This is a genomic window from Streptomyces sp. NPDC041205 (genome assembly GCF_055591765.1).
This window is the reverse complement of sequence record NZ_JBVIZH010000008.1, coordinates 422,867-448,258: the sequence shown is the minus strand read 5'-3', so window position 1 is coordinate 448,258 and position 25,392 is coordinate 422,867. Positions and strand designations below refer to the sequence as shown.

Annotated in this window: 24 protein-coding genes; 14 read left to right on the top strand and 10 right to left on the bottom strand. The window is 72.1% G+C overall.

Going from position 1 to position 25,392, the window contains the following annotated elements:
• The coding region (locus ACZ6BG_RS31740; RefSeq protein ID WP_380839950.1) for a hypothetical protein at window positions 1–212 on the bottom strand (212 nt) is incomplete at its 3' end.
• 196 nt (window positions 213–408) lie between these two features.
• On the opposite strand from ACZ6BG_RS31740, the gene ACZ6BG_RS31735 reads away from it, so the two are divergent.
• The 3 genes from ACZ6BG_RS31735 to ACZ6BG_RS31725 all read left to right on the top strand — a co-directional run bounded on the left by ACZ6BG_RS31735 (window position 409) and on the right by ACZ6BG_RS31725 (window position 4,811).
• Entirely contained in the window at window positions 409–963 is a 555-nt protein-coding gene (locus ACZ6BG_RS31735) for a PH domain-containing protein (RefSeq protein ID WP_469007677.1), read from the top strand.
• Entirely contained in the window at window positions 960–2,549 is a 1,590-nt protein-coding gene (locus ACZ6BG_RS31730; RefSeq protein ID WP_469007676.1) for a PH domain-containing protein, read from the top strand. Before ACZ6BG_RS31735 ends, ACZ6BG_RS31730 begins: the two co-directional genes overlap by 4 nt.
• 69 nt (window positions 2,550–2,618) lie before the next feature.
• Window positions 2,619–4,811, top strand: coding sequence for an MMPL family transporter (locus tag ACZ6BG_RS31725; protein WP_469007675.1), 2,193 nt, complete (start codon window positions 2,619–2,621; stop codon window positions 4,809–4,811).
• A 125-nt stretch (window positions 4,812–4,936) separates the two neighbouring features.
• Here the strand turns inward: ACZ6BG_RS31725 and ACZ6BG_RS31720 are convergent, their stop codons facing one another.
• A complete protein-coding gene (locus ACZ6BG_RS31720; protein ID WP_405652471.1) occupies window positions 4,937–5,203 on the bottom strand; it encodes a DUF5988 family protein in 267 nt (88 codons plus the stop codon).
• A 131-nt stretch (window positions 5,204–5,334) separates the two neighbouring features.
• Window positions 5,335–6,069 carry a hypothetical protein gene (locus ACZ6BG_RS31715; protein WP_469007674.1) on the bottom strand — a complete coding sequence of 245 codons (735 nt, stop codon included), beginning with the start codon at window positions 6,067–6,069 and terminating at the stop codon, window positions 5,335–5,337.
• A gap of 130 nt (window positions 6,070–6,199) precedes the next feature.
• On the opposite strand from ACZ6BG_RS31715, the gene ACZ6BG_RS31710 reads away from it, so the two are divergent.
• The 6 genes from ACZ6BG_RS31710 to ACZ6BG_RS31685 all read left to right on the top strand — a co-directional run bounded on the left by ACZ6BG_RS31710 (window position 6,200) and on the right by ACZ6BG_RS31685 (window position 10,508).
• Entirely contained in the window at window positions 6,200–7,939 is a 1,740-nt protein-coding gene (locus ACZ6BG_RS31710) for a flavin monoamine oxidase family protein (protein ID WP_469007673.1), read from the top strand.
• A 42-nt stretch (window positions 7,940–7,981) separates the two neighbouring features.
• Entirely contained in the window at window positions 7,982–8,401 is a 420-nt protein-coding gene (locus ACZ6BG_RS31705; RefSeq protein WP_469007703.1) for a cold-shock protein, read from the top strand.
• Window positions 8,402–8,556: 155 nt separating this feature from the next.
• Window positions 8,557–8,913 carry a GNAT family N-acetyltransferase gene (locus ACZ6BG_RS31700; RefSeq protein ID WP_469007672.1) on the top strand — a complete coding sequence of 119 codons (357 nt, stop codon included), beginning with the start codon at window positions 8,557–8,559 and terminating at the stop codon, window positions 8,911–8,913.
• Window positions 8,910–9,608: an aspartate/glutamate racemase family protein gene (locus ACZ6BG_RS31695; RefSeq protein WP_469007702.1), complete on the top strand. Its 699-nt coding sequence runs from the start codon at window positions 8,910–8,912 to the stop codon at window positions 9,606–9,608. Before ACZ6BG_RS31700 ends, ACZ6BG_RS31695 begins: the two co-directional genes overlap by 4 nt.
• Before the next feature lie 35 nt (window positions 9,609–9,643).
• Window positions 9,644–10,084, top strand: coding sequence for a nitroreductase family deazaflavin-dependent oxidoreductase (locus ACZ6BG_RS31690; RefSeq protein WP_469007671.1), 441 nt, complete (start codon window positions 9,644–9,646; stop codon window positions 10,082–10,084).
• 205 nt (window positions 10,085–10,289) lie between these two features.
• A complete protein-coding gene (locus ACZ6BG_RS31685; RefSeq protein WP_380843630.1) occupies window positions 10,290–10,508 on the top strand; it encodes a hypothetical protein in 219 nt (72 codons plus the stop codon).
• A gap of 7 nt (window positions 10,509–10,515) precedes the next feature.
• Here the strand turns inward: ACZ6BG_RS31685 and gndA are convergent, their stop codons facing one another.
• Complete coding sequence (gndA, locus tag ACZ6BG_RS31680) at window positions 10,516–11,955, bottom strand: NADP-dependent phosphogluconate dehydrogenase (RefSeq protein WP_469007670.1); 1,440 nt, start codon at window positions 11,953–11,955, stop codon at window positions 10,516–10,518.
• A 109-nt stretch (window positions 11,956–12,064) separates the two neighbouring features.
• Between gndA and ACZ6BG_RS31675 the strand changes: the two genes are divergently transcribed.
• Together ACZ6BG_RS31675 and ACZ6BG_RS31670 are read left to right on the top strand one after the other, a co-directional pair.
• Window positions 12,065–13,036, top strand: a complete 972-nt coding sequence (locus ACZ6BG_RS31675; RefSeq protein WP_469007669.1) for an acetylxylan esterase — start codon at window positions 12,065–12,067, stop codon at window positions 13,034–13,036.
• A gap of 130 nt (window positions 13,037–13,166) precedes the next feature.
• Window positions 13,167–14,486 (top strand): transglycosylase family protein, encoded by a 1,320-nt coding sequence (locus tag ACZ6BG_RS31670; RefSeq protein WP_469007668.1) that lies wholly within the window; start codon window positions 13,167–13,169, stop codon window positions 14,484–14,486.
• 60 nt (window positions 14,487–14,546) lie between these two features.
• Here the strand turns inward: ACZ6BG_RS31670 and ACZ6BG_RS31665 are convergent, their stop codons facing one another.
• Complete coding sequence (locus tag ACZ6BG_RS31665) at window positions 14,547–15,743, bottom strand: DMT family transporter (protein WP_469007667.1); 1,197 nt, start codon at window positions 15,741–15,743, stop codon at window positions 14,547–14,549.
• A 316-nt stretch (window positions 15,744–16,059) separates the two neighbouring features.
• Here ACZ6BG_RS31665 and ACZ6BG_RS31660 point away from each other — a divergent pair, with 316 nt between their 5' ends.
• From ACZ6BG_RS31660 to glgC, 3 genes are read left to right on the top strand one after another with little or no spacing between them, the layout of a single operon-like run.
• Window positions 16,060–16,740 (top strand): (2Fe-2S)-binding protein, encoded by a 681-nt coding sequence (locus ACZ6BG_RS31660; RefSeq protein WP_469007701.1) that lies wholly within the window; start codon window positions 16,060–16,062, stop codon window positions 16,738–16,740.
• Between the two features lie 37 nt (window positions 16,741–16,777).
• Window positions 16,778–17,947 carry a glycogen synthase gene (gene glgA / locus ACZ6BG_RS31655; RefSeq protein WP_469007666.1) on the top strand — a complete coding sequence of 390 codons (1,170 nt, stop codon included), beginning with the start codon at window positions 16,778–16,780 and terminating at the stop codon, window positions 17,945–17,947.
• A gap of 17 nt (window positions 17,948–17,964) precedes the next feature.
• Entirely contained in the window at window positions 17,965–19,209 is a 1,245-nt protein-coding gene (glgC, locus tag ACZ6BG_RS31650; RefSeq protein WP_469007665.1) for a glucose-1-phosphate adenylyltransferase, read from the top strand.
• Window positions 19,210–19,232: 23 nt separating this feature from the next.
• Here glgC and ACZ6BG_RS31645 read toward each other — a convergent pair whose 3' ends face one another.
• The 5 genes from ACZ6BG_RS31645 to ACZ6BG_RS31625 form a co-directional block, all read right to left on the bottom strand.
• On the bottom strand, window positions 19,233–20,258 hold the full coding sequence (locus ACZ6BG_RS31645; protein WP_469007664.1) for an ABC transporter permease: 1,026 nt from the start codon (window positions 20,256–20,258) through the stop codon (window positions 19,233–19,235).
• Window positions 20,255–21,220 (bottom strand): ABC transporter permease, encoded by a 966-nt coding sequence (locus tag ACZ6BG_RS31640; protein ID WP_469007663.1) that lies wholly within the window; start codon window positions 21,218–21,220, stop codon window positions 20,255–20,257. Before ACZ6BG_RS31640 ends, ACZ6BG_RS31645 begins: the two co-directional genes overlap by 4 nt.
• Window positions 21,213–22,784, bottom strand: coding sequence for a sugar ABC transporter ATP-binding protein (locus ACZ6BG_RS31635; RefSeq protein WP_469007700.1), 1,572 nt, complete (start codon window positions 22,782–22,784; stop codon window positions 21,213–21,215). Before ACZ6BG_RS31635 ends, ACZ6BG_RS31640 begins: the two co-directional genes overlap by 8 nt.
• Before the next feature lie 49 nt (window positions 22,785–22,833).
• Window positions 22,834–23,961 carry an ABC transporter substrate-binding protein gene (locus tag ACZ6BG_RS31630; protein WP_469007662.1) on the bottom strand — a complete coding sequence of 376 codons (1,128 nt, stop codon included), beginning with the start codon at window positions 23,959–23,961 and terminating at the stop codon, window positions 22,834–22,836.
• Between the two features lie 239 nt (window positions 23,962–24,200).
• Complete coding sequence (locus ACZ6BG_RS31625; RefSeq protein WP_469007661.1) at window positions 24,201–25,223, bottom strand: LacI family DNA-binding transcriptional regulator; 1,023 nt, start codon at window positions 25,221–25,223, stop codon at window positions 24,201–24,203.
• Window positions 25,224–25,392 lie beyond the last annotated feature (169 nt).

Sequence of the window (25,392 nt, the reverse complement as noted above, 5' to 3'; positions counted from 1 at the left end):
CCCAACACAAACAACGGCCACACCCGCCGCACCACCAACACCACCACCACAACCACCTGCAACCCCAACCCCGCCCACGGCCCAAACCGCGGATGCTCTTCCCGGGGAAAGCCGCTCCAAAAGGCAACGAAGACGTTGAGTGCGATGAGAGTGGCGACGAGGATGGTGTCCTGAACGGCGCTGCGGCCCAACCATCGAATCGGCCCTGTCACGCGGTCACCCTACTGTCGCCCACACGCCCACGAAGCGGACGTGGTCCATACGAAACAGCGGAGCGTACGAAAGTGGGTAGCGCGCTCCCGAAGTTGCAACCTTGGTCGCTTCCACTGCACACGAAGCGCTCTGCCTCGCTCCCCGCCCCGGTTGTTTGGCTGGTGGGACAACGACAGCCACAGGGGCGGAGGGGCAGTGCCACAGCAGATGCGGCAGGCAGCGCGGGCCGGGGCGGAGGCGTCACATGCGGACGCTCATGTTCCGCTCCCGCTCGGTGTGCCGCGGCCCGCCCGCCGCCCGGACCGGCGTGCCGTCTCTTGGTGGCTGACGCAGAACCTCCTGGTCGTCGTGCCGGTGCTGGCCGCCCTCGTGGCCGCGGCGCTGATCCCCGACGCCCCGTCCTGGCTGTGGCCCGTCTTCGCGGTCCTGTGCCCCCTCGGCGTCGGCTACGCGCTGCTCACGCCCTGGTACCGCTACCGCGTGCACCGCTGGGAGGCGGGTGACGACGCCGTGTGCGCCACCTTCGGTTGGCTCACCCGCGAATGGCGGGTCGTGCCGTTCACCCGCATCCAGACCCTCGACACCAAGCGCGGCCCGCTGATGCAGCTCTTCGGGCTGTCCGCGGTGACCGTGACGACCGCGTCGGCGGCGGGCCCGGTCACCATCGTCGGCCTGGACCGGCGCCTGGCCGAGGAACTGGTCCAGGACCTCACCGAGCGCGTCCGCGCCCTGCGTGAGGACGGCACGTGACCGTGCGTACACCGGTGCTCGACGTGCCGAACCAGCAGCCGCCGACCGCGGAGCAGCCGTGGCAGCGACTGCACCCGCGCATGATCGTGGTCAGCGTCAGCTGGCTCGTGGGCCCGGCCGTGCCCCTGCTCGGCGCCATCCTCGTGGCCCGTGACCTGCTCAACACCCACGGTCTGATCGTGCTCGGCTCCTACATCGTGGTGGCGGGCGTCCAGGCCGGACACGAGTGGGTGCGCTACCGCACCACCCGCTTCCGGATCACCGACAGCAAGGTCGAGCTGCACTCCGGGCTGTTCTTCCGTACCGACAAGTCGATTCCCCGCGACCGCGTCCGCAGCGCCGACCTGACCGCGAACCCCGTGCACCGACTTTTCGGGCTCGCGGCCGTCAAGGTCGGCACCGGGCAGCACACCGCCCGCAGCGAGGACGACGAGCTGGTGCTCGACGGGATCTCGCGCGAGCAGGCGGTCCAGTTCCGGGCGCTGCTGCTGAGCCGCGCCGAGGGGCGGGACACCGGCGGTGAGGCCCCCGCGCTGCCGGTGCCGCTCGCGCGGACGCGCTGGTCCTGGGCCCGCTACGCGCCGCTGACCGTCACCACCTTCGCCGGGGTCCTCGCCGTGGTCACCGGTGTCTCCAAGCTCCTGGACACCCTCGGGCTCGACGTCACCGACAGCGGCACCGCGCGGAGCGTCTGGGACTGGCTGGCCGCCGTGCCGCTCGCCGTGGCGATCGCCGTCGTGACGCTGGTGCTGGTCGCCGTCGGCGTCGCGGGCTCCCTCGTGACGTTCGCCGAGGCCTGGTACGGACACCGCGTCGAACGCGAGCCGGAAGGCGCCCTGCACCTCAGCCGCGGCCTGCTCACCTCCCGGTCGGTGTCCGTGGCCGAGCGGCGGATCTGTGGGGTGGAGCTGAGCCGCCCGCTGCCCCTGCGGCTGCTCGCCGCCGGGCGGCTGACCCTCCTGGCCACCGGGCTCGGCGGCCGCGGCACCCAGTTCCCCGGCGCGTTCGGCCCGGCCCAGCTGATCCCGGCCGCGCCCCTGAACTCCGCGCACCAGATCACGGCCGACGTCCTCAACGAGGCCGCGTCGCCGACCACTCAGGCAGTGCTGCGCGGCCACCCCCGGCCCGCGCTGCGCCGCCGTCTGGTGCGCGGTTGCCTGTGGGCCCCGGCAGGGGCCGCCGCCCTGGCCGGGGCCGGCACGGTCGCCGGAGCGCTGCCCTGGTGGGCCGCCCCCGTGGCCGCGGCGCTCACCGCGGTCTGCGGGGCGCCGCTCGCGGTGGACGCCTACCGCGGCCTCGGCCACGCGCTGTGCGGCGACTACCTCGTCGTACGACAAGGCACGTTCGTCCGGCGCACGGTGGTGCTGCGGCGCGACCGCGTCGTCGGCTGGACCGGCAGACAGACGTACACGCAGCGCCGCGCCGGACTGTGCACGCTGACCGCCACCACCGCGGCCGGGAAAGGCGCCGTCCGCATACGCGACGTCGGCGTCGCCGACGGGCTCCGTTTCGCGGAGGAGGCGCTGCCCGGCCTCGTCGCCCCCTTCTGCGGCGCGCCGACCGACCCGAGCAAGCACCGCGACTAGCACCGAGCCGCACCTCAAGCCCCCGCAAGACCAAGTACTTCGGTGTGATCCGGAGTGGAGGAAGGAACCGTGTTCAAAGCACTAGGACGTTTCGTCGTCGGCCACCGCTGGCTGGTGATCATCGGCTGGCTCATCGCCGGGGCGGCCGTGATCGGCTACGCCCCGTCGCTGACCACCACAACCGATCAGGCCGAGTTCCTTCCCAAGCACTACGAGTCGATCCAGGCGCAGAAGATCCAGGAGAAGGCGTTCCCGAGGGGCTTCAGCCCCTCCGCGATCGTGGTCTTCACGCGTGCGGACGGCAAGCCCCTGGACAAGGCCGACTCGGCAAAGGTCACCAAGGTCGGCAAGGCGCTGCAGGCCAAGAAGTACGACAAGGTCGAGCAGGTCATCACCGCGCCGCCGTCACCGCACAAGAAGGTGCAGACGGTGATGGTGTCGATGGCCGACGTGAAGGCGGGCGACAAGAGCCAGCAGCACGCGGTCGAGGACATGCGCGACGACCTCAAGCCGCTGGTCGCCGACTCCGGGCTGAAGTACGGCGTCACCGGTGACGCGGCCACTCAGCTCGACAACGAGGAAGCGTCCAAGAAGGCCGACGGGCTGATCTTCATCGGCACCATCGTCCTGATCGTCGTCCTGATGACGATCATCTTCCGCAGTCCCACGATCACCGTCCTCACCATCGTCGGCATCACGCTGGTCGCCCAGATCGCCAACGGCCTGATCGCGACCGCCGCCAAGGAGTTCCACCTCAAGGCCGACAGTTCGGTGTCCTCGCTGCTGATCGTGGTGCTCTTCGGCGTCGGCACCGACTACATCCTGTTCCTGATGTTCCGCTACCGGGAGCGGCTGCGGCTCGGTGAGGACCCGAAGACCGCGATGATCTCCGCCGTCGGCCGGGTCGGCGAGGCCATCGCCTCGGCCGCCGGTGCCGTCATCGTCTGCTTCCTGGCGCTGCTGCTCTCCTCGCTCAGCTTCCTCGTCTCCATGGGCCCGGCCCTGGCCATCGCCATCGGCGTGACCCTGCTCGCCAGCCTCACCCTGATCCCGGCGATCATCTCGCTGATGGGCACCAAGGTGTTCTGGCCGTCCAAGTCCTGGCAGCGGGAGCCGCGCGCGGCCCGCTTCGAGGCCGTGGGCAAGTCCGTGGCGCGCCGCCCCGGCCTGTTCGTCATCGGCTCCGGCCTGCTCATGATCGTTCTCGCGCTGGGTTCGTTCGGCTACAAGCCGACCTTCGCGAGCCAGGAGGACGAGAACTCCAAGAAGGAGTCGCAGGTCGCCCTGCACGCCATGAGCCAGGACCTGCCGGCGGGCAGCACCAACCCCAGCACCGTCCTGATGCGCTCCACGAACGGCGAGAAGCTGGACGAGGGCGACATGAAGGCCTTCGTCGGCAAGCTGAAGCAGGTCGAGGGCGTGGGCAGCGCCTCGCGTGCGCAGCTCAGCAAGGACGGCACGGTGGCCGAGTTCAACGCCGTGCTGACCATGGACCCGAACGGCCGCAAGGCCATGGACGTCGTCCGCGGCCCGCTGCGGACCACGGCCCACGAGGCCGCGCCGCCCGGCACCGAGACCAAGGTCGGCGGCGTCACCTCGGTGTTCGTCGACATCAACAAGGCCGTCAACCGGGACTTCTCCGTGGTGTTCCCGACCGCGGCCGTGCTCATCATGCTCATCCTCGGCCTGCTGCTGCGCAGCATCGTCGCACCGATCTACCTGATGATCTCCGTGGCCCTCGGCTTCGGCGCGACCCTCGGCGCGAGCGTCATCCTCTTCCAGCAGATCGAGGGCCAGTCGGGCCTGACCTTCTTCCTGCCCGTGATCATGTACTTGTTCGTCGTGGCCATCGGCACCGACTACAACATCCTGATGGTCGCGCGCCTGCGCGAGGAGGCGAAGGAAGGCCTCGGACCGCGTGAGGCCACCGCCAAGAGCATCCAGCACGCGGGCCCGACGGTGGCCGCTGCCGGTGTGATCCTCGCGGGCACGTTCGCGTCGATGCTGCTCGCCAGCGATGTGTCGCTCGCCCAGATCGGGTTCGCGGTGGCCTTCGGCATCGTCATCGGGGCCTTCGTGATGGCCATGTTCTTCACACCCGCCCTCACCGCCCTGCTCGGCCGGGCCGCGTGGTGGCCGCGCCGCATCCGGCAGGAGCCGCCGCGCCAGGGCACCCCGCCGGGCGCCGGACACCAGCAGCCGGTGCCCGCCCAGGGCGGCAGCCCGTACGCGTCCCACCGGCCCCAGGGACGCGGCGACTGACGGGACCGGATTCCCCCCCGGGTCCGGTCCGCACGAGAAAGGGCCCCCACCGCGAAAGCGGTGGGGGCCCTTTCTCGTGGGGGTTCTCGAAGAGCGTGACCCTGCTGGTGAGTTCCGCTCGGCTGCTACTCGGCGATTTTCGTGCGGCCGACCCAGCGCAGTTTCAGCGGCCCCGACGCGTCGTCGAGCGAAGCCGCGTCGAGCGTGACCGGCGCGTCAATGAACTCGTAGTGCTCGTAGCCATTTCCGTGCCGAATCTTGATCTTCTCGGCGGAGCAGATCACTTCGTTCAACTCGGCGAGGACGACATTCCCCGAAAGCGTACTCGGACCGCCTTCGAGGTGGACGGAGTTCAACGTGATGGCGGAGATGGTGCTGTCGATTCCTCGCATGGGTCACCTCTCGTCTTGACACCTCTGACTTGTGAGATTGTTCTGCGGCCGCGCGGGGTTCGGATAGCCCCGTAGTACCCCTCAATAACCCCTATCGCCGGGGTGTCTCACTCCGTGGAAGTGGGGGAAGTTCACGACCGCACAGCAGTCGGCACCGGCTCGGGGTGCCCTTGCGGCTGCTGCCCGTTCGGCGCGTACGGAAGGGGGCCGGACGCGAGCGCGCTGAACTTCTCGCCGAGCGGCTGGATGACGTTCCGCTCGACCTCGTAGTAGCTCGTGAGCGCCGAGAGCGGCACCCGGCGCAGATGCCAGCGGCCCGTGAGATTGCAGCCGATCTCCGGGTCCGGCGTGAAGTGCCCGGTCAGCCAGCCCTGGTCCTCGCCGTCGAGGGTGTGCTCCAGACGGAAGTGGTTGAACAGGCTCTGCGCCGTCGTGCGCACCGTCTCCCGCGGGTCCTGCGGCCGGGGCTCCGCCACGCCGAACCAACACTCGGGCTCCGCGGCGTCCTTGACGTAGGCGTCGTTGAAGCCGAGCCACGGCCACACGAACGCGATGTGGCGGGCGTCGGCGGTGCGCACGTCGTCGGCGCTGCTGCCGTCCGAGATCCGGTCGGCGTCGATGTAGAACCGGCCCAGCCAGCTCGGCAGCCACAGGTAGTAGGGGTACGAACTGTCGTCGGACAGCAGATAGCTGTTGGCATTCGAGAACAGTTCGTTCCCGGCTATGGGGCGCAGCCGCACCCCGTACTCGGGCAGACTGAAACGCACGCTGAGAACCTCGAAGAACGACCGGACGTCCTGGAAGTAGGCGGCGAACGTGTCATAGGCGCCCGCGGTTTCGGCGACGACATCTTTGCGGAAGATCATGCGGTTTCTCCAGCGGCTCAGGCGTGCGTCCCCAGGCGGCAAGAAGCGCGGGGGCGGAATGTGCTAAGACGTGTACGTGAGCGCGACTGTAGATCAACAACAGAGTGCGGTAAACCATGCAGTGGCAAACATGACCACGCCGTCGACGGCGCGAACTCGCCAGCCATTACCGGCCGTTCCCGAACTCGACACGGCGATAGTCGGAGCCGGAATCAGCGGCTGTCTCCTGGCGTCCCGCCTCGCCCGGCACCGGGAACGCGCCGGTGAATTCCACCCCGGTCGTGTGGCGCTCTTCGAACGCGCGCACCGCGTGGGTGGACGGCTGTGGTCGGTCCCCATGGGCGACGGCCTGTACGCCGACCTCGGGGCGATGCGCCTGCACAGCGGACTGCGGCAGGTCCTCGACGTCGTCGACGAGGCAGGACTCACGGGCGACCTCGTGCCCTTCGACTTCGGACGCCCCGAGAACCCCACCCACATACGCGGCGTGACCCTGCGCCAGCGCCACCTGGCCGACGCCGGGAGCATCCCGTACCACCTCGCGGGCGGCGAACGCGGCCTGAGCCCCGGCGACCTCGTGCTCCGCGCGGCCGACGCGCTCGTCCCCGGCTTCACCGCACTGCGCCGCCGCCACCACGAGGCCCTGGAACGGGGCGACACGGAGCGCGCCGCCCGGTGCGCCACCGCGTTCCGCACCCGCCGCGGCCGGGCGACCGTCGGAGGACAGCCCCTGCGGTGGACCACGTACGCCGACGCCCTGCGGGCCGTGCTCGGGGCCGAGGCGGTCGCGCTCCTCCACGACACCGGCGGCTACGACGTGGCGTACAGCCGGGAGAACGCCGCCGAACAGCTCGGCATCCTCTTCCGCACCCCGCCCCGCGCCGCGTATCTGACGCTGCGCCGCGGCATGCAGAGCCTGCCCCTCGCCCTGCGCGACCGCTTCACGGCGGCGGGCGGCACCCTGCGCCTCGGCCACCGGCTCCTGCGCGTCGAGCGCGCGGAGCCGCGCCACGACCGCGCCGCGCCCGACGGCACCGCACCCCGGGACACCCGCCGCCCCCGCTACCGCCTGACGTTCGCCCTGGAGGACCCCGAAGGCCGCGCCACCGGCGCGTACGCCCACGTCCACGCGCACACCGTCGTCCTCGCCCTGCCCCAGGGCCCCCTGCTGCGGCTCGACGGGGACGGGCTGCCGTTCACACCCCGGCTGCGCGCGGACCTGGCGGCGGTCGAGGCCGTGCCCGCGCACAAGCTCTTCCTGCTGTACCGGACGGCGTGGTGGCGCGGCCTCGGCATGACCCGTGGCCGCGCCACGACGGACCTGCCGCTGCGGCAGCTCTGGTACGGCGGCACCTGCCCGCCCCCAGGCCCCGCCCGCGCCGACGGCCCCGCGCTGCTCCTCGCCGCCTACCCCAGCGGGCCCGCCACGAAGACCTGGGACGCGTTGCGCGAGGCCGGTGCCGTCCCCTGCGATCCCGGTGCCGCCCGCACCGACCCCGGCCCGGCCCTGGTCGAGCGTGCCCAGCGCCTCCTGGAGCGGATGCACGGCCTGCCCCGCATCGAGGCCCCGCTGTCCGTGCGCTGGCAGGACTGGAACCTGCCGCCGCACGACGGGGCCTGGCACGTGTGGCGGCCCGGGCACGACCCCGACGAGATCGCGCCGCGCGTCCGCCGGCCGCTGCCCGGCGAGGCGGTGCACATCGTCAGCGACTGCTGGACGTCCGACCCCGGCTCGATCGAGGGGGCCGTGGCCAGCGCCGAAACCGTGCTGCGGGAGCACCTGGGGTGCGGGCGGCCGTCGATCTCCCAGGCCCGACAAGGTAGGTTCGGGCTACAGATTCATTCGGTTGTGGGGGCTCACACAGGGTGATGCCCCCCCGTGTGGCGTGTGGTGAGGTGTGCTGGCATGGCTGTGCTGACGGCGGGGAAGGTCCTGCGGTTCGACGAGGTCCGCGGTTACGGGTTCATCGCCCCCGAGGTGGGCGACGAGGACGTGTTCATGCACGCGAACGACCTGGTGGACGAGAAGTACCTCTACCAGGAGGGAAGCCAGGTCGAGTTCTTCCTGGAGATGGGGGAGAAGGGGCCCAAGGCGTCCAACATCCGCCTGGTCCACCAGTCCACCTCGCACCAGCTGCCCCGCGGCGGCCTCGCCGCGCGCCCCGCCGCTGCCGCCGACGGCGAGCGCACCGCCTCGGCGGCCGACGCCTTCAGCCAGGAGCTGACCGAGGCCCTGCTCGACTCGGTGGGCTCGCTGACGGGCGACCAGATCAAGCGGGTCAGGGCCTGCGTCCTCGACCTGGCGCAGGCGCGGGGCTGGGTGGCCTCGTAGGTTGGACACGGCGTGGACACGGCCAGGACACGGCCCGTTGGAAGGACACCCCCCTGCGGGACGGGCGCCCTCGGTGGGACGGACACGGCCCGGCCCCGACAGGTCGGGCACCGTCCCGTGGGACGGACAAGGTACGGACAAGGTGAGGAGCGGCGATGAGTGACACCGGCGGAGCCATCGGCATCCACGACGACCGGACCGACGGAGCCCTGCGGGCCCGCGAGGACGGCCAAGTCGTCGGCGAGATCGTCTACTTCACGCTGTCCGAGCCCGCGCCCGCCCTCGTGCCCGTGCACACGGAGGTGCCGTCCGCGCACGCGGGCCGGGGCATCGCGGGCGCCCTCGCCCGGGAGCTGTACGCGATCGCCGCCCGCGAGGGCCGCGCCGTCGTACCGCTGTGCCCATACGTCGCCAAGTGGGCCGAGCGCCATCCGGACGAGGCACCGGCCCCGCCCGCCGCGCTCGTCGAGGCCGCCCTCGCCAAGGCCGAGGCGGACCCGTCGGCGTGGTGACCCTGGCGCTCCTGCACACCTCGCCCGCGCACATCCCCGTCTTCGACGCCCTGCGCGACGCGGACCACCCGGGCCTCACGCTGCGCCACCTCGTCCACGAGGAACTGCTCGCGCGCGCCCGCGCCGAGGGCCCCGACGCCGTCGCCGACGCCGTCCGCGCGGCGCTCGTCGAGGCCGCCGAGGGCGCCGACGCCGTGCTGTGCACCTGCTCGACCATCGGCGGTGTCGCCGAGGCGCGCGCCGCCGCCACGGGAGTGCCCGTGCTGCGCGTCGACCGGCCCATGGCGGCTGCCGCGGTGCGCGCGGGCCCGGCCGTCGCCGTCGTCGCCACGGTCGCCTCGACCCTGGAGCCGACCGCTGCCCTCGTGCGCGAGGAGGCCGCCCGCGCGGGACGGCCCGTCGACATCCGGACCGTCCTGGTGGACGGCGCCTGGGAGCGGTTCGATGCGGGGGACCGGGCGGGGTACCTCGGGCTCGTCGCCGACGCCGTCGAGCGGATCGCGGGCTTGGTCGGCGCGGTCCTCCTCGCGCAGGCTTCCATGGCCGAGGCGGCCGACCGCGCGCCCGCAGGAACACCCGTGCTGAGCAGCCCCCGCACCGGCCTGCGCGAAGCCGCACGCCTGTGCGGGCACACCGCGGCGCGACCCGCGCCGGAACCGGCCGCCGTGCGGCGGACGGATCACCCCCAGGCATGAGGCGTCCGCGCAGGAGCCCCGCCTAGGGTTCGACCATGACCTCACCCGAAGAAGCCGTGATCAGTCCGACGGGCTGGGTGGCCGAACAGGCCCGTCTGTACGAGGAGTCGGGCGGGACGAAGGGCGCCGTCGTCCAGGGCGCTCCCTGTCTGCTGCTCGACTACCGGGGCCGCCGCTCCGGGCAGTGGCGGCGCACCGTCCTCATCTACGGCCGCGACGGCGACGACCATCTGATCGTGGCGTCCAACGGCGGCGCCGACACGCACCCGCTGTGGTACCTGAACCTGCGCGACGAGCCCGACGTCCGGCTGCGCGTGGGCACCGAGCGGTTCGACGCCCGCGCGGAGACCCTTTCGGCCGAGGAAAAGGAACGCGTCTGGCCGCACCTCGTCGACGTCTTCGCCCCGTACGCCGACTACCGCCGGAAGACCACCCGGGACATCCCCGTCGTACGCCTCAGCCGCGTTCGCGACTGACCTGGCGCCGCCGTACGCCGATCGGGTGCCCCGGGTCCGCGGGAGCCCGGGTGGCCCGGATCACCGGGACGGGGACGCGTGGACTCGCCGGGCGTGGGCACGCGAGGCGGGAGAGAGTGGAGACGCCCGTGGCCCGGCCCTCCGGGTCTCCCGTGGGCCGGTTCCGGCCCCGGGCGCGACCCGCCTCCGATCCGCTGGAGGAACCATGACCCACCCGTTCCCCGACCCCGTACCGCCCGGACCCACCCCGGGCCCCCACCCGGACCCGACGCCGGGCCCCGGCCCCGCGCCCGACCCGGGCGGGCCGCCGCGCCCCGTCCCGGACCCCGTGCCGCTGCCGGAGCCGTCGCCGTCCCCGGTGCCGAGGCCGCCGGGCCCCGGCCCGGACCCCGTACCGCCGGAGCCCGAGCCGTCACCCATGTGACCGAGCGCTAGGCGGACACCTCGGAGCGGTCGCCGCCCCACAGCGTGTGGAACGACCCTTCCCGGTCCGTGCGCCGGTAGGTGTGCGCCCCGAAGTAGTCCCGCTGCCCCTGCGTGAGCGCGGCCGGGAGCCGGTCGGCGCGCAGCGCGTCGTAGTAGGCGAGGGCCGCGGCGAAGCCCGGTGCGGGGACGCCCTGGAGCGTCGCGGCGACCAGGACGGCACGCCAGTCGTCCTGGGCCTCGCCGATCTCCCGCGCGAAGCCCTCGTCGGCGAGCAGGCTCGGCAGGTCGGCGCGCGCGTCGTAGGCGGCGCGGATGCGGTCGAGGAACGCGGCCCGGATGATGCAGCCGCCGCGCCAGATCGAGGCGACCTGACCCAGGTCGATGTCCCAGTCGTACTCGTCGCTGCCCGCAGCGATCTCGTGGAAGCCCTGCGTGTACGACACGATCTTGGACGCGTACAGCGCCTGCTCGACCTGGTCGGCGAACGCGGCCGCCTCCTCCTTGTCGAGCGGCTCCGCCTTCGGGCCCGCGAGGCCGCGGGAGGCGTCGCGCAGGTCCTTGTGACCGGACAGCGAACGGGCGAACACCGCCTCCGCGATGCCCGACACCGGCACACCGAGGTCGAGGGCGATCTGCACGGTCCAGCGGCCGGTGCCCTTCTGCTCCGCCTGGTCCTGGACGACGTCCACGAACGGCTCGCCGGTCGCGGCGTCGACGTGCGCGAGGACCTCGGCGGTGATCTCGATCAGGTAGGAGTCGAGGCGGCCGGTGTTCCAGGTGCGGAAGATGTCCGCGATCTCGGCGGGGGAGTATCCGGCGACGTCACGCAGCAGTTGGTACGCCTCGGCGATCAGCTGCATGTCCGCGTACTCGATGCCGTTGTGCACCATCTTCACGAAGTGACCGGCGCCGTCCGGGCCGATGTGCGCCGTGCAGGGGCTGCCGTCGGCGGCCTTCGCGGAGATCTTCTCCAACATCGGTCCGAGCGCCTCGTAGGACTCCTTGGAGCCGCCCGGCATGATGCTCGGGCCGTTCAGGGCGCCCTCCTCACCGCCGGACACACCCGTACCGACGAAGTGGATGCCCTGCTCGCGCAGCTCGCGCTCGCGCCGCCGGGTGTCCGCGAAGTGCGCGTTGCCGCCGTCCACGATCATGTCGCCGGGCTCGAGCAGCGGCGCGAACTCCTTGATGACCGCGTCCGTGGGCTCCCCGGCCTTGACCATGACGACAAGGCGGCGCGGGCGCTCCAGGGCCGCGACGAAATCCTCGGCGGACTCGGCGGCGACGAACTCGCCCTCGTGGCCGAACTCCTCGACGAGGGCACGGGTCTTGGCCGCCGTGCGGTTGTGCACCGCGACCGTGTAGCCGTTGCGGGCGAAATTGCGGGCGAGGTTGCGCCCCATCACCGCGAGTCCCGTGACACCGATCTGCGCTGAAGCACTCATGCTCTGGCTCCTGAGTTCCTGGGTAAACCGAGGTATCGCATCTGTGCGCCAGTATCACCCGGCGGCGTACCGTGACTTCCCGACACCGTGTCCGAAGAAGGAGCCGCCCGTGCCCCATTTCGACCTGCCCTTGGAGGAACTCCGCCGATACCGTCCGGAATTGCCCGAGCCGGACGACTTCGACGCGTTCTGGGAGAAGACCCTTTCGGCCGCGCGTGCACACGATCTGAACGCGCGGTTCGAGCGGGTCGCGACGCCCCTGGCGACGGTCGAGGTGTTCGACGTGACGTACGCGGGCTTCGGCGGGCAGCCGGTCAAGGGCTGGCTCCTGGTCCCCGCGGGGGCGACCGGGCCGCTGCCCGCGATCGTGGAGTACATCGGGTACGGGGGCGGGCGGGGGCTGCCGCACCAGCGGCTGCTGTGGTCGGCCGCCGGGTACGCGCACTTCGTGATGGACACGCGGGGGCAGGCAAGCAGCGGCTCCGCGGGGGACACGCCGGACCCGGTGGGCAGCGGTCCCGCGCACCCTGGCTACCTGACCCGCGGCATCGACGACCCGCACGACTACTACTACCGGCGCGTGTTCACCGACGGCGTGCGCGCCGTCGAGGCCGCCCGCAGTCACCCCCTGGTGGACGCCGCACGCGTCGCCGCGGTAGGCGGCAGCCAGGGCGGCGGCATCTCCATCGCCGTCGGCGGGCTGGTCGGCGACCTCGCGGCGATCGCCCCCGACGTGCCGTTCCTGTGCGACTTCCCGCGCGCGGTGACGCTCTCGGAGCGGCTGCCGTACCAGGAGATCGCCCAGTATCTGCGGACCCGGATCGGCCGGGACGAGCGGGTGTTCCGGACGCTTTCGTACTTCGACGGGGTGCACTTCGCCGCGCGCGGTCGTGCGCCCGCGCTTTTCTCCGCCGCCCTGGAGGACGAGACCTGCCCGCCGTCCACCGTTTTCGCCGCATTCAACTCCTATGCGGGGGCGGAACGTTCGATGGAGGTGTACTCCTTCAACGACCATGAAGGTGGCGGACCTTATCAGGAAGACGTGCAACTCCGGTGGCTTGCGGGGCATTTGGGAAAGTGACTCGGAACCACCCCGTGCAAAGCCCCCTCGGCGCCGTACTCTTGTCACGCCCATGGCCGACCGGCTAGCTTGCGGCCTTGTCCTGTGGCTGAACGTGTGACCAGTCCGACGTGTGTCTGAGGGGGCTTTCATGGCCTTACGAGGCCGGCATCGCCGGTACCAGCCGAGCCGGATCAACCGTGCCTCGCTCACGGTCACGGCGGGCGGGGCCGGCATCGCCCTGCCGCTGATGTCCGCCGGCACGGGCCACGCCGCGGACGTGGACACCTGGAACAAGGTCGCGGCCTGCGAGTCCACCAACAACTGGAGCATCAACACCGGCAACGGCTTCTACGGCGGCCTCCAGTTCACCCAGTCCACCTGGGAGGCCTACGGGGGCACGGCCTACGCCTCGCGCGCCGACCTCGCCACCAAGAGCCAGCAGATCGCCGTCGCCGAGAAGGTCCTCGACGGCCAGGGCCCCGGCGCCTGGCCGGTGTGCTCCCAGCGCGCGGGCCTCACCCGCGGCGGCGACAGCCCCGACATCAGGCCCGCCACCGCCCCGCAGCAGCAGAAGGCGACCGGCGCGGCGAAGACCGACGGCGCCCCCAAGACCCCCAAGCGCACCGTCCGTGACGTCAAGCCCGAGGTGACACCGCAGTCCACCGCGGGCACCGCCCGGATGTACACGGTCGTCCGCGGCGACACCCTCTCCGGCATCGCTGAGGAGCGCCGCGTCCGGGGCGGCTGGCCGCAGCTGTACGAGAACAACCGCCGCTCCATCGGCGCCGACCCGGACCTCATCACACCCGGCCAGCGGCTCTCGCTGCGCGGCGCGGAGCGGGGCAAGGCCCCCGTGCGCCCGCCGGAGCGCCGCACGCCGCCCGAGCGCGAGAAGCGCCCGGAGAAGCGGCCCGTGCAGCACGACGAGAAGAAGCCCGAGAAGAAGCAGGAGCGCAGGCCCGAGCGGGCGCACCCGCCGGCCAAGGAGCACAAGCCCGCGCCCAAGCCGAAGCGGGACACCGCGCCCGCGGGGCGGCAGAAGGCCGAGGCCGCCACGTCCTCGTCCGGCGCGACCGCACCCGTCTCCGGCTCCATCGGCACGCCGTACCACGCCACGGGCAGCTCCTGGTCGAAGGGCTATCACACGGGCGTCGACTTCCCCGTGCCCACCGGCACGTCCGTGAAGGCCGTCGCCTCGGGCACGGTCGTCTCGTCCGGATGGGGCGGCAGCTACGGCTACCAGGTCGTCATCCGGCACACCGACGGCAAGTACTCGCAGTACGCCCATCTGTCGGCGCTCACGGTGAAGGCCGGGCAGAAGGTCGGCCCCGGCCAGCGCATCGGCCGCTCCGGCTCGACCGGCAACAGCACCGGGCCGCACCTGCACTTCGAGATCAGGACGGGCCCCGGCTTCGGCGCGGACGTGGATCCGCTGGCGTACTTGCGGGCGCGCGGGGTGCGTATCTGAGGCTCCGCTCGGCGCACGGGCTCAGGGCCCCGCGCGGGCTCGGCAGCGGCTGTCGCGCGCTCAGGGCACGCTGTGCTGCTCCCGCGCGGGCCGCGTCAGCGACGCCCGCGGGAACGTCGTCTTCATCGACGGCGGCTGGAGCGGCATCGCGGTCAGGGGCTCGGGCACCAGATGCTGTTCCGGAGCGGGCTGTTCGCCGGTCAGCGGGCGGCGGCCCGGCTCGGTCCGGGGGCGTTCGTCGTGGACGGGCCTGCGCTGCTCGGTGACCTTGGTGTCGTCGGCCGTGCGGGCGGCGGGTGACGGCGACGCGGTGGCGTCGGTGTCGGTGCCGTCCAGGCTGTCCAAGGGGCGGTCGAGGAGCTGGGTGCCCGTCCCGGCGCCTGTGGGGCGTTCGCTCGTCGTGGCGGGCGCGTTGCTCTGGTGCGGGGCGCTGATACGTTCCGTCGTCAGCAGGATGAGCCCGCCCGCCGCGACGACGCCGCAGGCCAGGGCGACGGCCGTGCCCGCCGTGCCGTAGCGGAAGGATTCTCCGAACAGGGTGAGCCCGACCGCGGCCGCGATCACCGGGTTCACGACGGTCACCGCCGACAGCGGCGCCGCGAGGCCCGCGCCCCGGTAGGAGGCCTGCGAGAGGAGCAGCCCGCTGACCGCGAGGACCGCGATGACCGCGAGGCTCGGCACCTGCCGCGTCAGCGGCTCGTGCGCGTCCCAGTCCACCGCGACCGTCTTGGTGAACACCGAGGAGATGCCGAAGGCGATGCCCGCGGCCGTGGCGAGCAGCATCCCGCGCACCGCGGGGTGCCGGTGGGCGGCGTGCGCCAGGAGCATCAGCGTGACGACCGCGCCACCGGTGCCGAGCGCGAGCCCGACCCGCTCGGCGTCGGCGAGCGACTGCGAGGCGGTCGCCTGCGTCAGCGAGAGCATCCCGACCAGGCCCACCGTCGCCATGATCGCGCCGCGCCAGGCCGTGGAACCTGCCTTGCGGCGGACGAACACCGCCGCCATCGGCAGCGCGAACACGATCGTCAGGGCGCCGAGCGGCTGCACCAGGCTCAGCGGCCCGTAGGCGAGCGCCACCACGTGCAGCAGGCCGCCGAGGCCGTTCAGGACCACGGCGATCCACCAGGCGCCGTTGCGCAGGGGAGCGTACTGCTGCTCCGCGGACTTGGCCGCCACCTGCTCCTGGATGATCGCCCCGCCCGCGTAGGCCACGGCGGAGATCAGGGAGAGCACGATGGACAGCGCGAGGGCACTCATGAGGTGCTCCCGGGCGCGCGGCACGACCGTGCGGAACGGTCGGCGGGATCCCTGCGCATCCGGTGTGCCCGGTGCGGCGAGCGGTCGGCTTCCATGTTCACCACAATGTCGCGCGGAGCGCGCCAAGTCGTCGTCCCTGAGCAGTCAATCTGTCCTACTACCGATGGAGTACGACCCCCTCCATGTCCTCCCCAGGTCTGGTTGCCCCTGGGAATCGGTGGCCTGCTGTACTGCTCTGGTGACTACTCAGGAGTATCGGGAGCGCGGAATCGACTGGGCCGTCGTCGGGTCCGTGGGCGGCTTCTTCTCTCTCAGGATGGGACAGGCTGGCGGCGGGCGCCATGTGCCGCTGGCAAGTTGCTACGCGAGTGACGGGACGGACGCGGAGGGTGACCCGATCGCCTTCCGGGTGGCCAAGGTCGCCGCCCGCCTCGCCGCCCCCGAGGACCGCGTCGCCGCCTCGGTGGCGCAGCTCGGCCTCGCCGCCCGGCTGTGGTCCCTGGCGCTCGGGCCCGCGGCGCTGTACGGGCGCGTGCCCGACCTGGACCCGGAGCGGCTGCTGTGGGACGCGGACGGCACCTCGCCCGACGATCTGCGGCTCACCGGCGACCGTACGTTTCCGGCCGACGCCGCCCGCGTCCACGAGGTCGTCCACGACCGGCACCTCGCGCCGCTCGCCACCGCCCTGCGCGCCCGCTTCCGGATCTCCCCGGCCCTTTTGCGCGGCAACGCCGGTTCGGCCCTCGCCGGAGCGGCCCGCGAACTGCACGCCTGGGCCGCCCGCGAGGGCCGCCCCGACGTGGGGGAACGGGCCCTGGGCCTCGCCGCCGAACTCTTCGCCCACCCCTCCCTCGCCGGAACCGGAACCCTCCGGGGGACCGCGTTCAGGCGACGCAGCTGCTGCCTCTACTACCGCTGTCCGAATGGCGGCCTGTGCGGCGACTGCTGTTTCGACCGGCCCCCGCAGCGGTCTTCCCACGGAGCGGCGTCTGGGTGACCATGAGGGAGCCGGCCGACGACGGGGGGCTCCGCTCGTGAAAGTGGGACTGCTCACCCGCGAGTACCCGCCGGACGTCTACGGCGGCGCGGGCGTCCATGTCGAGTTCTTGGCGCGGGAGTTACGAAAGCTCACCGACCTCGACGTGCACTGCTGGGGCGAGGGCTCGGCCGACGGCGTCGTGCGCCACCGCGCCTGGGCGGACCTCGACACCGCCAACGACGCGCTGCGCACCCTCTCCGTGGACCTGTCGATGGCGGCCGCGCTCGCGGGCCGCGACCTCGTCCACTCCCACACCTGGTACGCCAACCTCGCCGGGCACGTCGGCAACCTCCTGCACGGCATCCCGCACGTCATGACCACGCACTCCCTGGAGCCGCTGCGCCCCTGGAAGGCCGAGCAGCTCGGCGGCGGCTACGCCCTCTCCAGCTGGGCCGAACGCACCGCCATCGAGGCCGCCGACGCCGTCGTCGCCGTCTCCCGGGGCATGCGCGAGGACATCCTCGGCTGCTACCCGGCCGTCGACCCGGCGAAGGTGCACGTCGTCCACAACGGCATCGACACCGACGTGTACCGCCCCGACCCGGGCACCAGCGCCCTGCACCGGAACGGCATCGACGAGGCCCGCCCCTATGTGCTGTTCGTCGGCCGCATCACCCGCCAGAAGGGCGTGCCCCATCTGCTGCGCGCCGCCCGGCACCTGGACCCCGGCGTCCAGCTCGTGCTGTGCGCGGGCGCCCCCGACACCCCGGAGATCGACCGGGAGTTCCGCAGCCTCTTCGAGGAGCTCGGCCGCACCCGCGACGGCGTCACCTGGATCCCGCGCATGCTGCCCCGCGCCGAGGTCGTCCAACTCCTCACCCACGCGGCGGTGTTCGTGTGCCCGTCGGTGTACGAGCCGCTCGGCATCGTCAACCTGGAGGCGATGGCGTGCGGCACCGCCGTCGTGGCCTCGCGCGTCGGCGGCATCCCGGAGGTCGTCTCCGACGGCACGACGGGTCTCCTCGTGCCCTACGACGCGCGCCAGCCGGAACGTTTCGAGCACGACCTGGCCGTGCTCCTCAACCACCTCGCCGCCGACCCGCGCCGGGCCGGGGCGATGGGCGCGGCCGGACGCCACCGCGCGGAGCGCGAGTTCGGCTGGGGCGCGGTGGCGCGGCGCACGCTCGATGTGTACGAGGGCGTCACAGGGTTACTCAAGTCCTAGAGCGGCAGGGGGCGGCCATGCGCGGTGGACCTTCGGTCCTTGGGATCGTGCTCGCGGGCGGGGAGGGCAAACGGCTGATGCCGCTCACGGCCGACCGGGCGAAACCGGCGGTGACCTTCGGCGGGACGTACCGGCTCGTCGACTTCGTGCTCTCCAACCTCGTCAACGGCGACATCCTGCGGATCTGCGTCCTCACGCAGTACAAGTCGCACTCCCTGGACCGGCACGTCTCCACCACCTGGCGGATGTCGAGCCTGCTCGGCAACTACGTCACCCCCGTCCCCGCCCAGCAGCGCCTCGGCCCCCGCTGGTACCTGGGCAGCGCCGACGCCATCCTGCAGTCCCTGAACCTCGTGCACGACGAACAGCCCGACTACATCGCGGTGTTCGGCGCCGACCACGTGTACCGCATGGACCCGCGCCAGATGCTGGCCCGGCACATCGAGTCCGGCGCCGGCGTCACGGTCGCCGGGATCCGCGTGCCGCGCGCGGACGCCTCGCAGTTCGGCATCATCACCCCGGCCGGGGACGGCACCCGCGTGGAGAGCTTCCTGGAGAAGCCCGCGAGCCCGCCCGGCCTGCCCGGCTCCCCGCACCAGGTGCTCGCCTCCATGGGCAACTACATCTTCACGACCAAGGCCCTGGTGGACGCGTTGCAGCGGGACGCCGAGGACCCGGACTCCGTGCACGACATGGGCGGTTCGATCCTGCCGTCCCTCACCGAGCGCGGCGTGGCGCAGGTCTACGACTTCGGCGACAACCACGTCCCCGGCGAGACCCCCCGCGACCACGGCTACTGGCGCGACGTGGGCACCCTGGACACGTACTACGAAGCCCACATGGACCTGATCTCCGACCAGCCCGCCTTCAACCTGGACAACCGCCGCTGGCCCATCTACACCCACTCAGGCCAGCTCCCGCCCGCCAAGTTCTGCGCGGGCGGCATCGCGAGCGAGTCCGTGGTCAGCCCCGGCTGCGTCATCCGCGGCCAGGTCACCCGCTCCGTCCTCTCGCCCGGGGTGAGCATCGACGAGGGCGCCGTGGTCCAGGGCTCGGTGCTGCACGACAACGTCCGCGTCGGCCGGGGTGCGGTGGTGCGCGGTGCCGTCCTCGACAAGAACGTCGACGTCCCGCCCGGCGCCACCATCGGCGTGAACCCGGAGCGGGACGAGGAGCTGTACACGGTGTCGCAGGGCGGGGTGATCGCGCTCGGGAAGGGGCAGCGGGTGGCGCTCGACGGCGCGTCACCCACGTACCCCTAGAGCACCCGCCGTCCGCCGTACTCCTACAGCACCCGCCTCCTGCGCCCGAGCCAGGTCTGCGCGATGACGACCACGGCCAGGAACCCGCCGCTGACGACCTGTTGGTAGGCGGAGTCCAGGGAGCCGATCTGGTTGATGACGTTCTGGATGACCTTCAGCAGCAGTACGCCGACGAGGGAGCCGCTGAGGAAGCCGAAACCGCCGGACAGGAGCGTGCCGCCGATGACGACGGCGGAGATCGCCTCCAGCTCCATGCCGGAGCCGAGGATGGTCACGCCGGACGCCAGCCAGGCCGCGTTGAGCGCGCCCGCGAGGCCCGCGCACAGGCCGGACAGCGTGTAGACGGCCGTCTTCGTGCGGGCCACGGGCGCGCCCATGAGCGCCGCAGCGTCCTCGTTGCCGCCGACCGCGTACACGTACTGCCCGAAACGGGTGCGCCGCAGCACCACGGCGCCCGCCACGAACAGGCCCGCCGTGATCCACACGGGCGCGCCGATGCCGAGCAGCTTGCCCTGGCCGAGGGTCGCGAAGAAGGAGTCCTTGTCGACGAGGTACGTCTTGGAGCCCTCGTCGGTGACGGCCAGCAGGATGCCGCGCGCGCCGAGCAGCGCGGCCAGCGTCACGATGAACGGGGCGAGCCGGGACCGGGCGATCAGCAGGCCGTTCACCAGTCCGATGAGTCCGCACACCGCGAGCGGGAGCAGCAGCGCCACCGCCGTGCCGTACCGCGAGCCCCATGCCGCGAGCACGCCGCCGAGCGCGAACAGCGAGCCCACGGACAGGTCGATGCCGCCCGTGACGATCACGAACGTCATGCCGAGCGCGACGACGGCCAGGAATGCCGAGGACACCGCCATGTTCTGCGTGTTGTCGGTCGTCATGAACGTGTCGAAGGACAGCCAGGCGGCGAGGACGGCGATCACCAGGGTGACCAGGGCGCCGTGCTGCTGGGCCAGCGCGCTGAGGCGCTCCGAGCGCGTCGCGCCGAGCGGTTCGTCCTGCGGGAGTGTGTTCATGGGCGCGACCGGGCTCTCCGTGCCGACCGTCATCGCTTTCCCCTCTCGCGGGCCGCGTACACGGCCAGGACGATCACCACTGCCTGCGCGATCTGCGTCCACGACGGCGGCAGGTCGTGCTTGATGAGGGTGGCCGTGAGCAACTGGATCAGGACGGCGCCCGCGACGGTGCCGCCGACGCGGACCCGGCCGCCGCTGAGCGGGGTGCCGCCGACGACGACCGCGGTGATCGCGGACAGCTCCATCAGATTGCCGAGCGACGTCGGGTCGCTGGCGGTCAGGCGCGCGGTCGCGAGGACGCCCGCGATCGCGGCGAGGGCGCCCGAGCACACGTACACGAGGACGAGGACGCGGCGCACGGGCAGTCCGGCGAGTCTGGCCGCGGGGCGGCTGTCGCCGATCGCGAGCAACTGGCGGCCGAAGGTCGTGCGGCGGACGACGAACGCGACGAGCAGGGCGAGCGCCACCGCGATGAGCACCAGGTAGGGGACGCCGAGGAGGTCGCCGGAGCCGAGCGAGGCCATCGTCGGGTCGTGGACGTCCTTGAGCTGGGGCAGCAGGACCTGGGCGAGGCCACGGCCCGCCACCATCAACGCGAGCGTGGCGACGATCGGCTGGACGCCGATGAAGGCGATCAGGGCGCCGTTCGCGACGCCGACGGCGACTCCGCCGAGCACGGCGACGAGCAGCGCGATCCACATGCCGTAGCCGAGATACAGGGAGAGCAGGGACGTGGAGAGCGCCATCACCGAGCCGACCGACAGGTCCACGCCCTCGCTGCCGATGGCGAGGGCCATGCCGAGCGCGACGATCAGGACGGGCGCCACCTGGACGGCCTGGGTGCGGAAGTTCTCGGCGGACAGGAAGTGCGGGGTGATGGCGATGTTCACCAGGAGCAGGACGGCGACGCCCAGATGGACGCCGTAGTCCTGGAGCAGGCGCAGGAGGCGGTCGCGGTCGACGCGGGTGCGGCCGCCGAGGCTGAGGTCAGTCATCGTCACCTCCAGGTGGGGCGGGGGCGGCGGTGGGAGTGGCCTGCCCGGCGGGCGCGGCCGCGATGGCGCGCATCAGGCGGTCCTCCGTGACGGCGTCGCCGGTGAGTTCCTCGACGACCGCGCCGTCCTTGAGGACCACCACGCGGTCGCTGCCCTCGATCAGCTCCTCCACGTCCGAGGAGATCAGCAGCACGCCGAGCCCGTCGTCGGCCAGCTCGTCGATGAGCTTCTGCACCTCGGCCTTCGCGCCGACGTCGATGCCGCGCGTCGGCTCGTCCAGGAGCAGCACCTTCGGGTTCATGGCGAGCCAGCGGGCGAGGAGGACCTTCTGCTGGTTGCCGCCGGAGAGCTCACCGACCCGCTGGTGCGGTCCGGACGCCTTGATGCGCAGGCGCTTCATGAAGGTGTCCACGACGCGGTCGATGCGGGCCTCGTCCACCAGGCCGAACCGGGACAGTCCCGGAAGGGCGGCGAGCGCGATGTTCTCGCGCACCGAGAGGCCCGGCACGATGCCCTCGGCCTTGCGGTCCTCGGGCAGCAGGCTCACCCCCGCCCGGATCGCGGCGGGCGTGGAGCCGGTGCGCACGGCCACCCCGGCGACCACCACCCGGCCGGAGTCAGGTGGCAGCGCCCCCGCGATGGCCTTCGCGGTCTCGCTGCGCCCGGAGCCGAGCAGCCCGCCGAGCCCGACGACCTCCCCGGGCCGGATCGCCAGGGACACGCCCCGCAGTCGGTGTCGGACCGTCAGCTCCGTTGCTTCCAGGACAGGCTGGGCCTCGGTGTCGTGGCTCCCGCTGAACTTCGTCAGGCCTTCCTCGCGTACGTCGCCGATGTCGCGGCCGAGCATCAGCGAGACGAGCCGCAGCCGGTCGAGGGCGGCGATCGGGCCGCTGTGCACCGACTTGCCGTCCCGCAGCACGGTCACGGTGTCGCACACCTCGTACAGCTCGTCCAGGCGGTGGCTGACGTAGATCACGGCGATGCCGCGTGCGCGCAGCATCCGGATCACGCCGAACAGTGTGGCCACCTCGCGCGGTTCCAGGGACGAGGTCGGCTCGTCCATGATGACGACGCGCGCGTCGACCGCGACCGCGCGGGCGAGGGCCACCATCTGCTGTGTGCCGACGCCGAGTTCGCGCAGCGGGCGGCGGACGTCGACGCGGACGCCGAGGCCGTGAAGGGCTTGCTCGGCCTCGCGGTGCATCCGGCGGAAGTCGATCAGGCCGAGGCGGCCGCGCGGCTCGCGGCCGAGGAAGAGGTTGCGGGCCACGCTCATCAGCGGGACCAGATTGACCTCTTGGTAGATGGTGGAGATCCCCGCGTGCTGGGCGGCCAGGGGCGTGGTGAACTCCACCTGGCTGCCGTCGTACGTGATGACGCCCGTGCCCGGCGTCGCGGCCGGGTCGGGCCGGTACACGCCGGTGAGGACCTTGATGAGCGTGGACTTCCCGGCGCCGTTCTCCCCGATCAGCGCGTGCACCTCGCCCGCGCGGGCCGTGAAGTCGACGCCGTCCAGGGCCCGTACGCCGGGAAAGGTCTTGCTGAGGCCCGTCACCGAGAGCACGGCGGCCCCCATGACCGGCCGCGCCGCGGACTGTGTCACCGACGGCACGTCAGTACGCCTTGCCGAGGTCCGACTTCGCGTTGTCCTTGGTGTAGGCACTGTCCTTGATGACGATGTCCTGAGCGACCTCGCCGCCCTTGGTGAAGGTGTCCAGGGTCTTGAAGGCCAGCGGCCCGAAGCGCGGGTTGGACTCGATGACGCCGTCGATCCAGCCGTCGACGATGCCGCGCACGGCGTTCTTCGTGCCGTCGATCGTCACGATCTTCACATCGCCGACCTTCTTGCCCGCGCCCTTGAGGGCGCCGACCGCGCCGAGGCCCATCTCGTCGTTCTCGGCGTAGATCCCGTCGATGCCCGGCTTGGACTGGATGAGCTGCTCGGTGACCTGCTGGCCCTTCTCGCGGGCGAACTCGCCGGTCTGCTTGAAGACGACCTTCAGGTCCGGGGCCTTGGCCTTGAGCCGTTCCTGGAAGCCCTTGGTGCGGTCGGTGGTGACGTTGTTGCCTGCCGCCCCGAGCAGGATCGCGATCTCGCCCTTGCCGCCGGTCGCCTCGATCATGCGGTCGGCGGCGCGCCTGCCCTGCTCGACGAAGTCCGAGCCGATGAAGCTCACGTAGTCCTCGCAGGCGGCCGCGTTGATCTTGCGGTCGATGGTGACGATCGGGATGTGCTTGGCCTTGGCCTGGCGCAGGACCGGCTCCCAGCCGTCGGAGTTCAGCGGGGCGATGACCAGCAGGTCGGCGCCCTTGGCGATGAGGTCCTGGACGTCGCTGATCTGCTTGGAGAACTGCGACTGCGCGTTGGCCGTCAGAAGCTTCACGCCGCGCTTGTCGGCCTCGGCCTTGATGGACGCGGTCTCGGCGATCCGGAAGGGGTTGGCCTCCTTCTCGGACTGCGAGAAGCCGACCGTCGCGGACTTCAGGTCCAGCTTCTTGGCGCCGTAGTCCCCGATCACGCAGGTCCTGCCGCCCGCGCCGGGGGAGGAGACGACCTGGCCCGCGTCGCCGTCGGCGGCGGACTTGGAGTCGCCGGAGTCGGCCCCGTCGTCCTCGGACTTGGCGCATCCCGTGGCGGTGAGCGCGAGGCTCGCGGCGAGGCCGACGGCGAGCAGGGTGCTGGCCGAGGCGCGGCCCGCGGAACGGCCCGAGGTACGGCGAAGGAAGATGTTCGGCTTCATGGGAGTCCCCAAACGGCACGGCCCCGGCGCACACTGAGAGCGCTCACGGGAGATACGGGTTTGCGGTCAACTCAGCGGTACGGGGAGCTTTTTACATCGTTGAAAGAGGGCTGTAAACCCTTCGCGCACGCACGCGCCGCACACCGGCACCGCGCCGGGAGGGCCGGAACCGCCCGGAGGCAGAGGGGACTTGGGTCTTGCTCCAGGCGGATCCAGCGTGCGGACACGGCCCCCGCGACTCACCGGCGCCCGAGCGTGCTCTCCCGCTCCACCAGCCGGAACTCCGCCGACAGCGTCCGCCCGCCGGGCTCCCCGTCGCCCGCGAGACTGCGCAGCAGCGAGGCCACCGCGAGCCGGGCGATGGCCTGCTTGTCGGGCGAGATCGTGGTCAGCGTGACGGCGCCGAACTGCCCCTCCGCGATGTCGTCGAAGCCGACCACCGCCACGTCCCACGGCACCCGAAGGCCCCGCTCGTGCAGCACCCGCATCGCCCCGATCGCGACCAGGTCGTTGTACGCGAACACCGCGTCGGGCCGCACCCCGGAGTCCAGCATCCGCGCCATCGCCTTCGCCCCGTCGTCGCGGTTCCAGCCGCCGACCGCACCCACCAGGGACTCGGGGGCGGGGATCCCGGCCGCCGCCAGCTCCGCCCGCCAGCCCTGAAGGCGCAGGTGGGCGGGTCGGTTCGCGGAGTCGGTGCGGGCCCCGAGGTAGGCGATGGCGCTCCGGCCGCGGCTGATCAGGTGGCGCACCGCGGCGCGCGCGGCGGCGACGTTGTCGATGGCGATGTGGTCGTAGGGCAGGTCGTACTCGCGCTCGCCGAGCAGCACCAGCGGCACATCGTCGTTGCGGCCGTCGCGGCCGCGCAGGTCCTCCGCCTCCAGCTCCAGCGGGCTGAGGATCAGGCCGTCGATGACGCGGGCCCGGAAGCCCTGGCTGACCAGGACCTCCTGCTCGCGGTCGCCGCGGGTGTGGTCGAGCAGGACGGTGAAGTCGTGCGCGGCGGCGGCGTCGATGACGGCTCCGGCGAGTTCGGCGAAGTAGGGGTTGCCTAGCTCGGGGACGGCGAGTGCGATGATGCCGGTGCGGCCCTTGCGGAGGTGACGTGCCGTCAAGTTCGGGCGGTAGCCCAGCTCGTCGATGGCCTGCTGTACCCGTGCCCGCATCGCCGGGGTGACGTGCTGATACTTGTTCACCACGTTCGAGACGGTCTTGATCGAGACGCCCGCGCGTTCCGCGACATCCTTGAGGCTCACCCGCACGTGCCACTCCTCGCGTCGATGTGCGCCCCGGCCCCCGGGGCGTTCGGCGGCATGCGCCGCGGCCCTGGACAGCGCGCCCGGAGCCGTGCTGTCATGCCAACTGCCGTTCCTTCCAACGTTGTACAGACTCGTTGTACCGACTGGAGCGACGAGCCGCCACCCTTCCTCG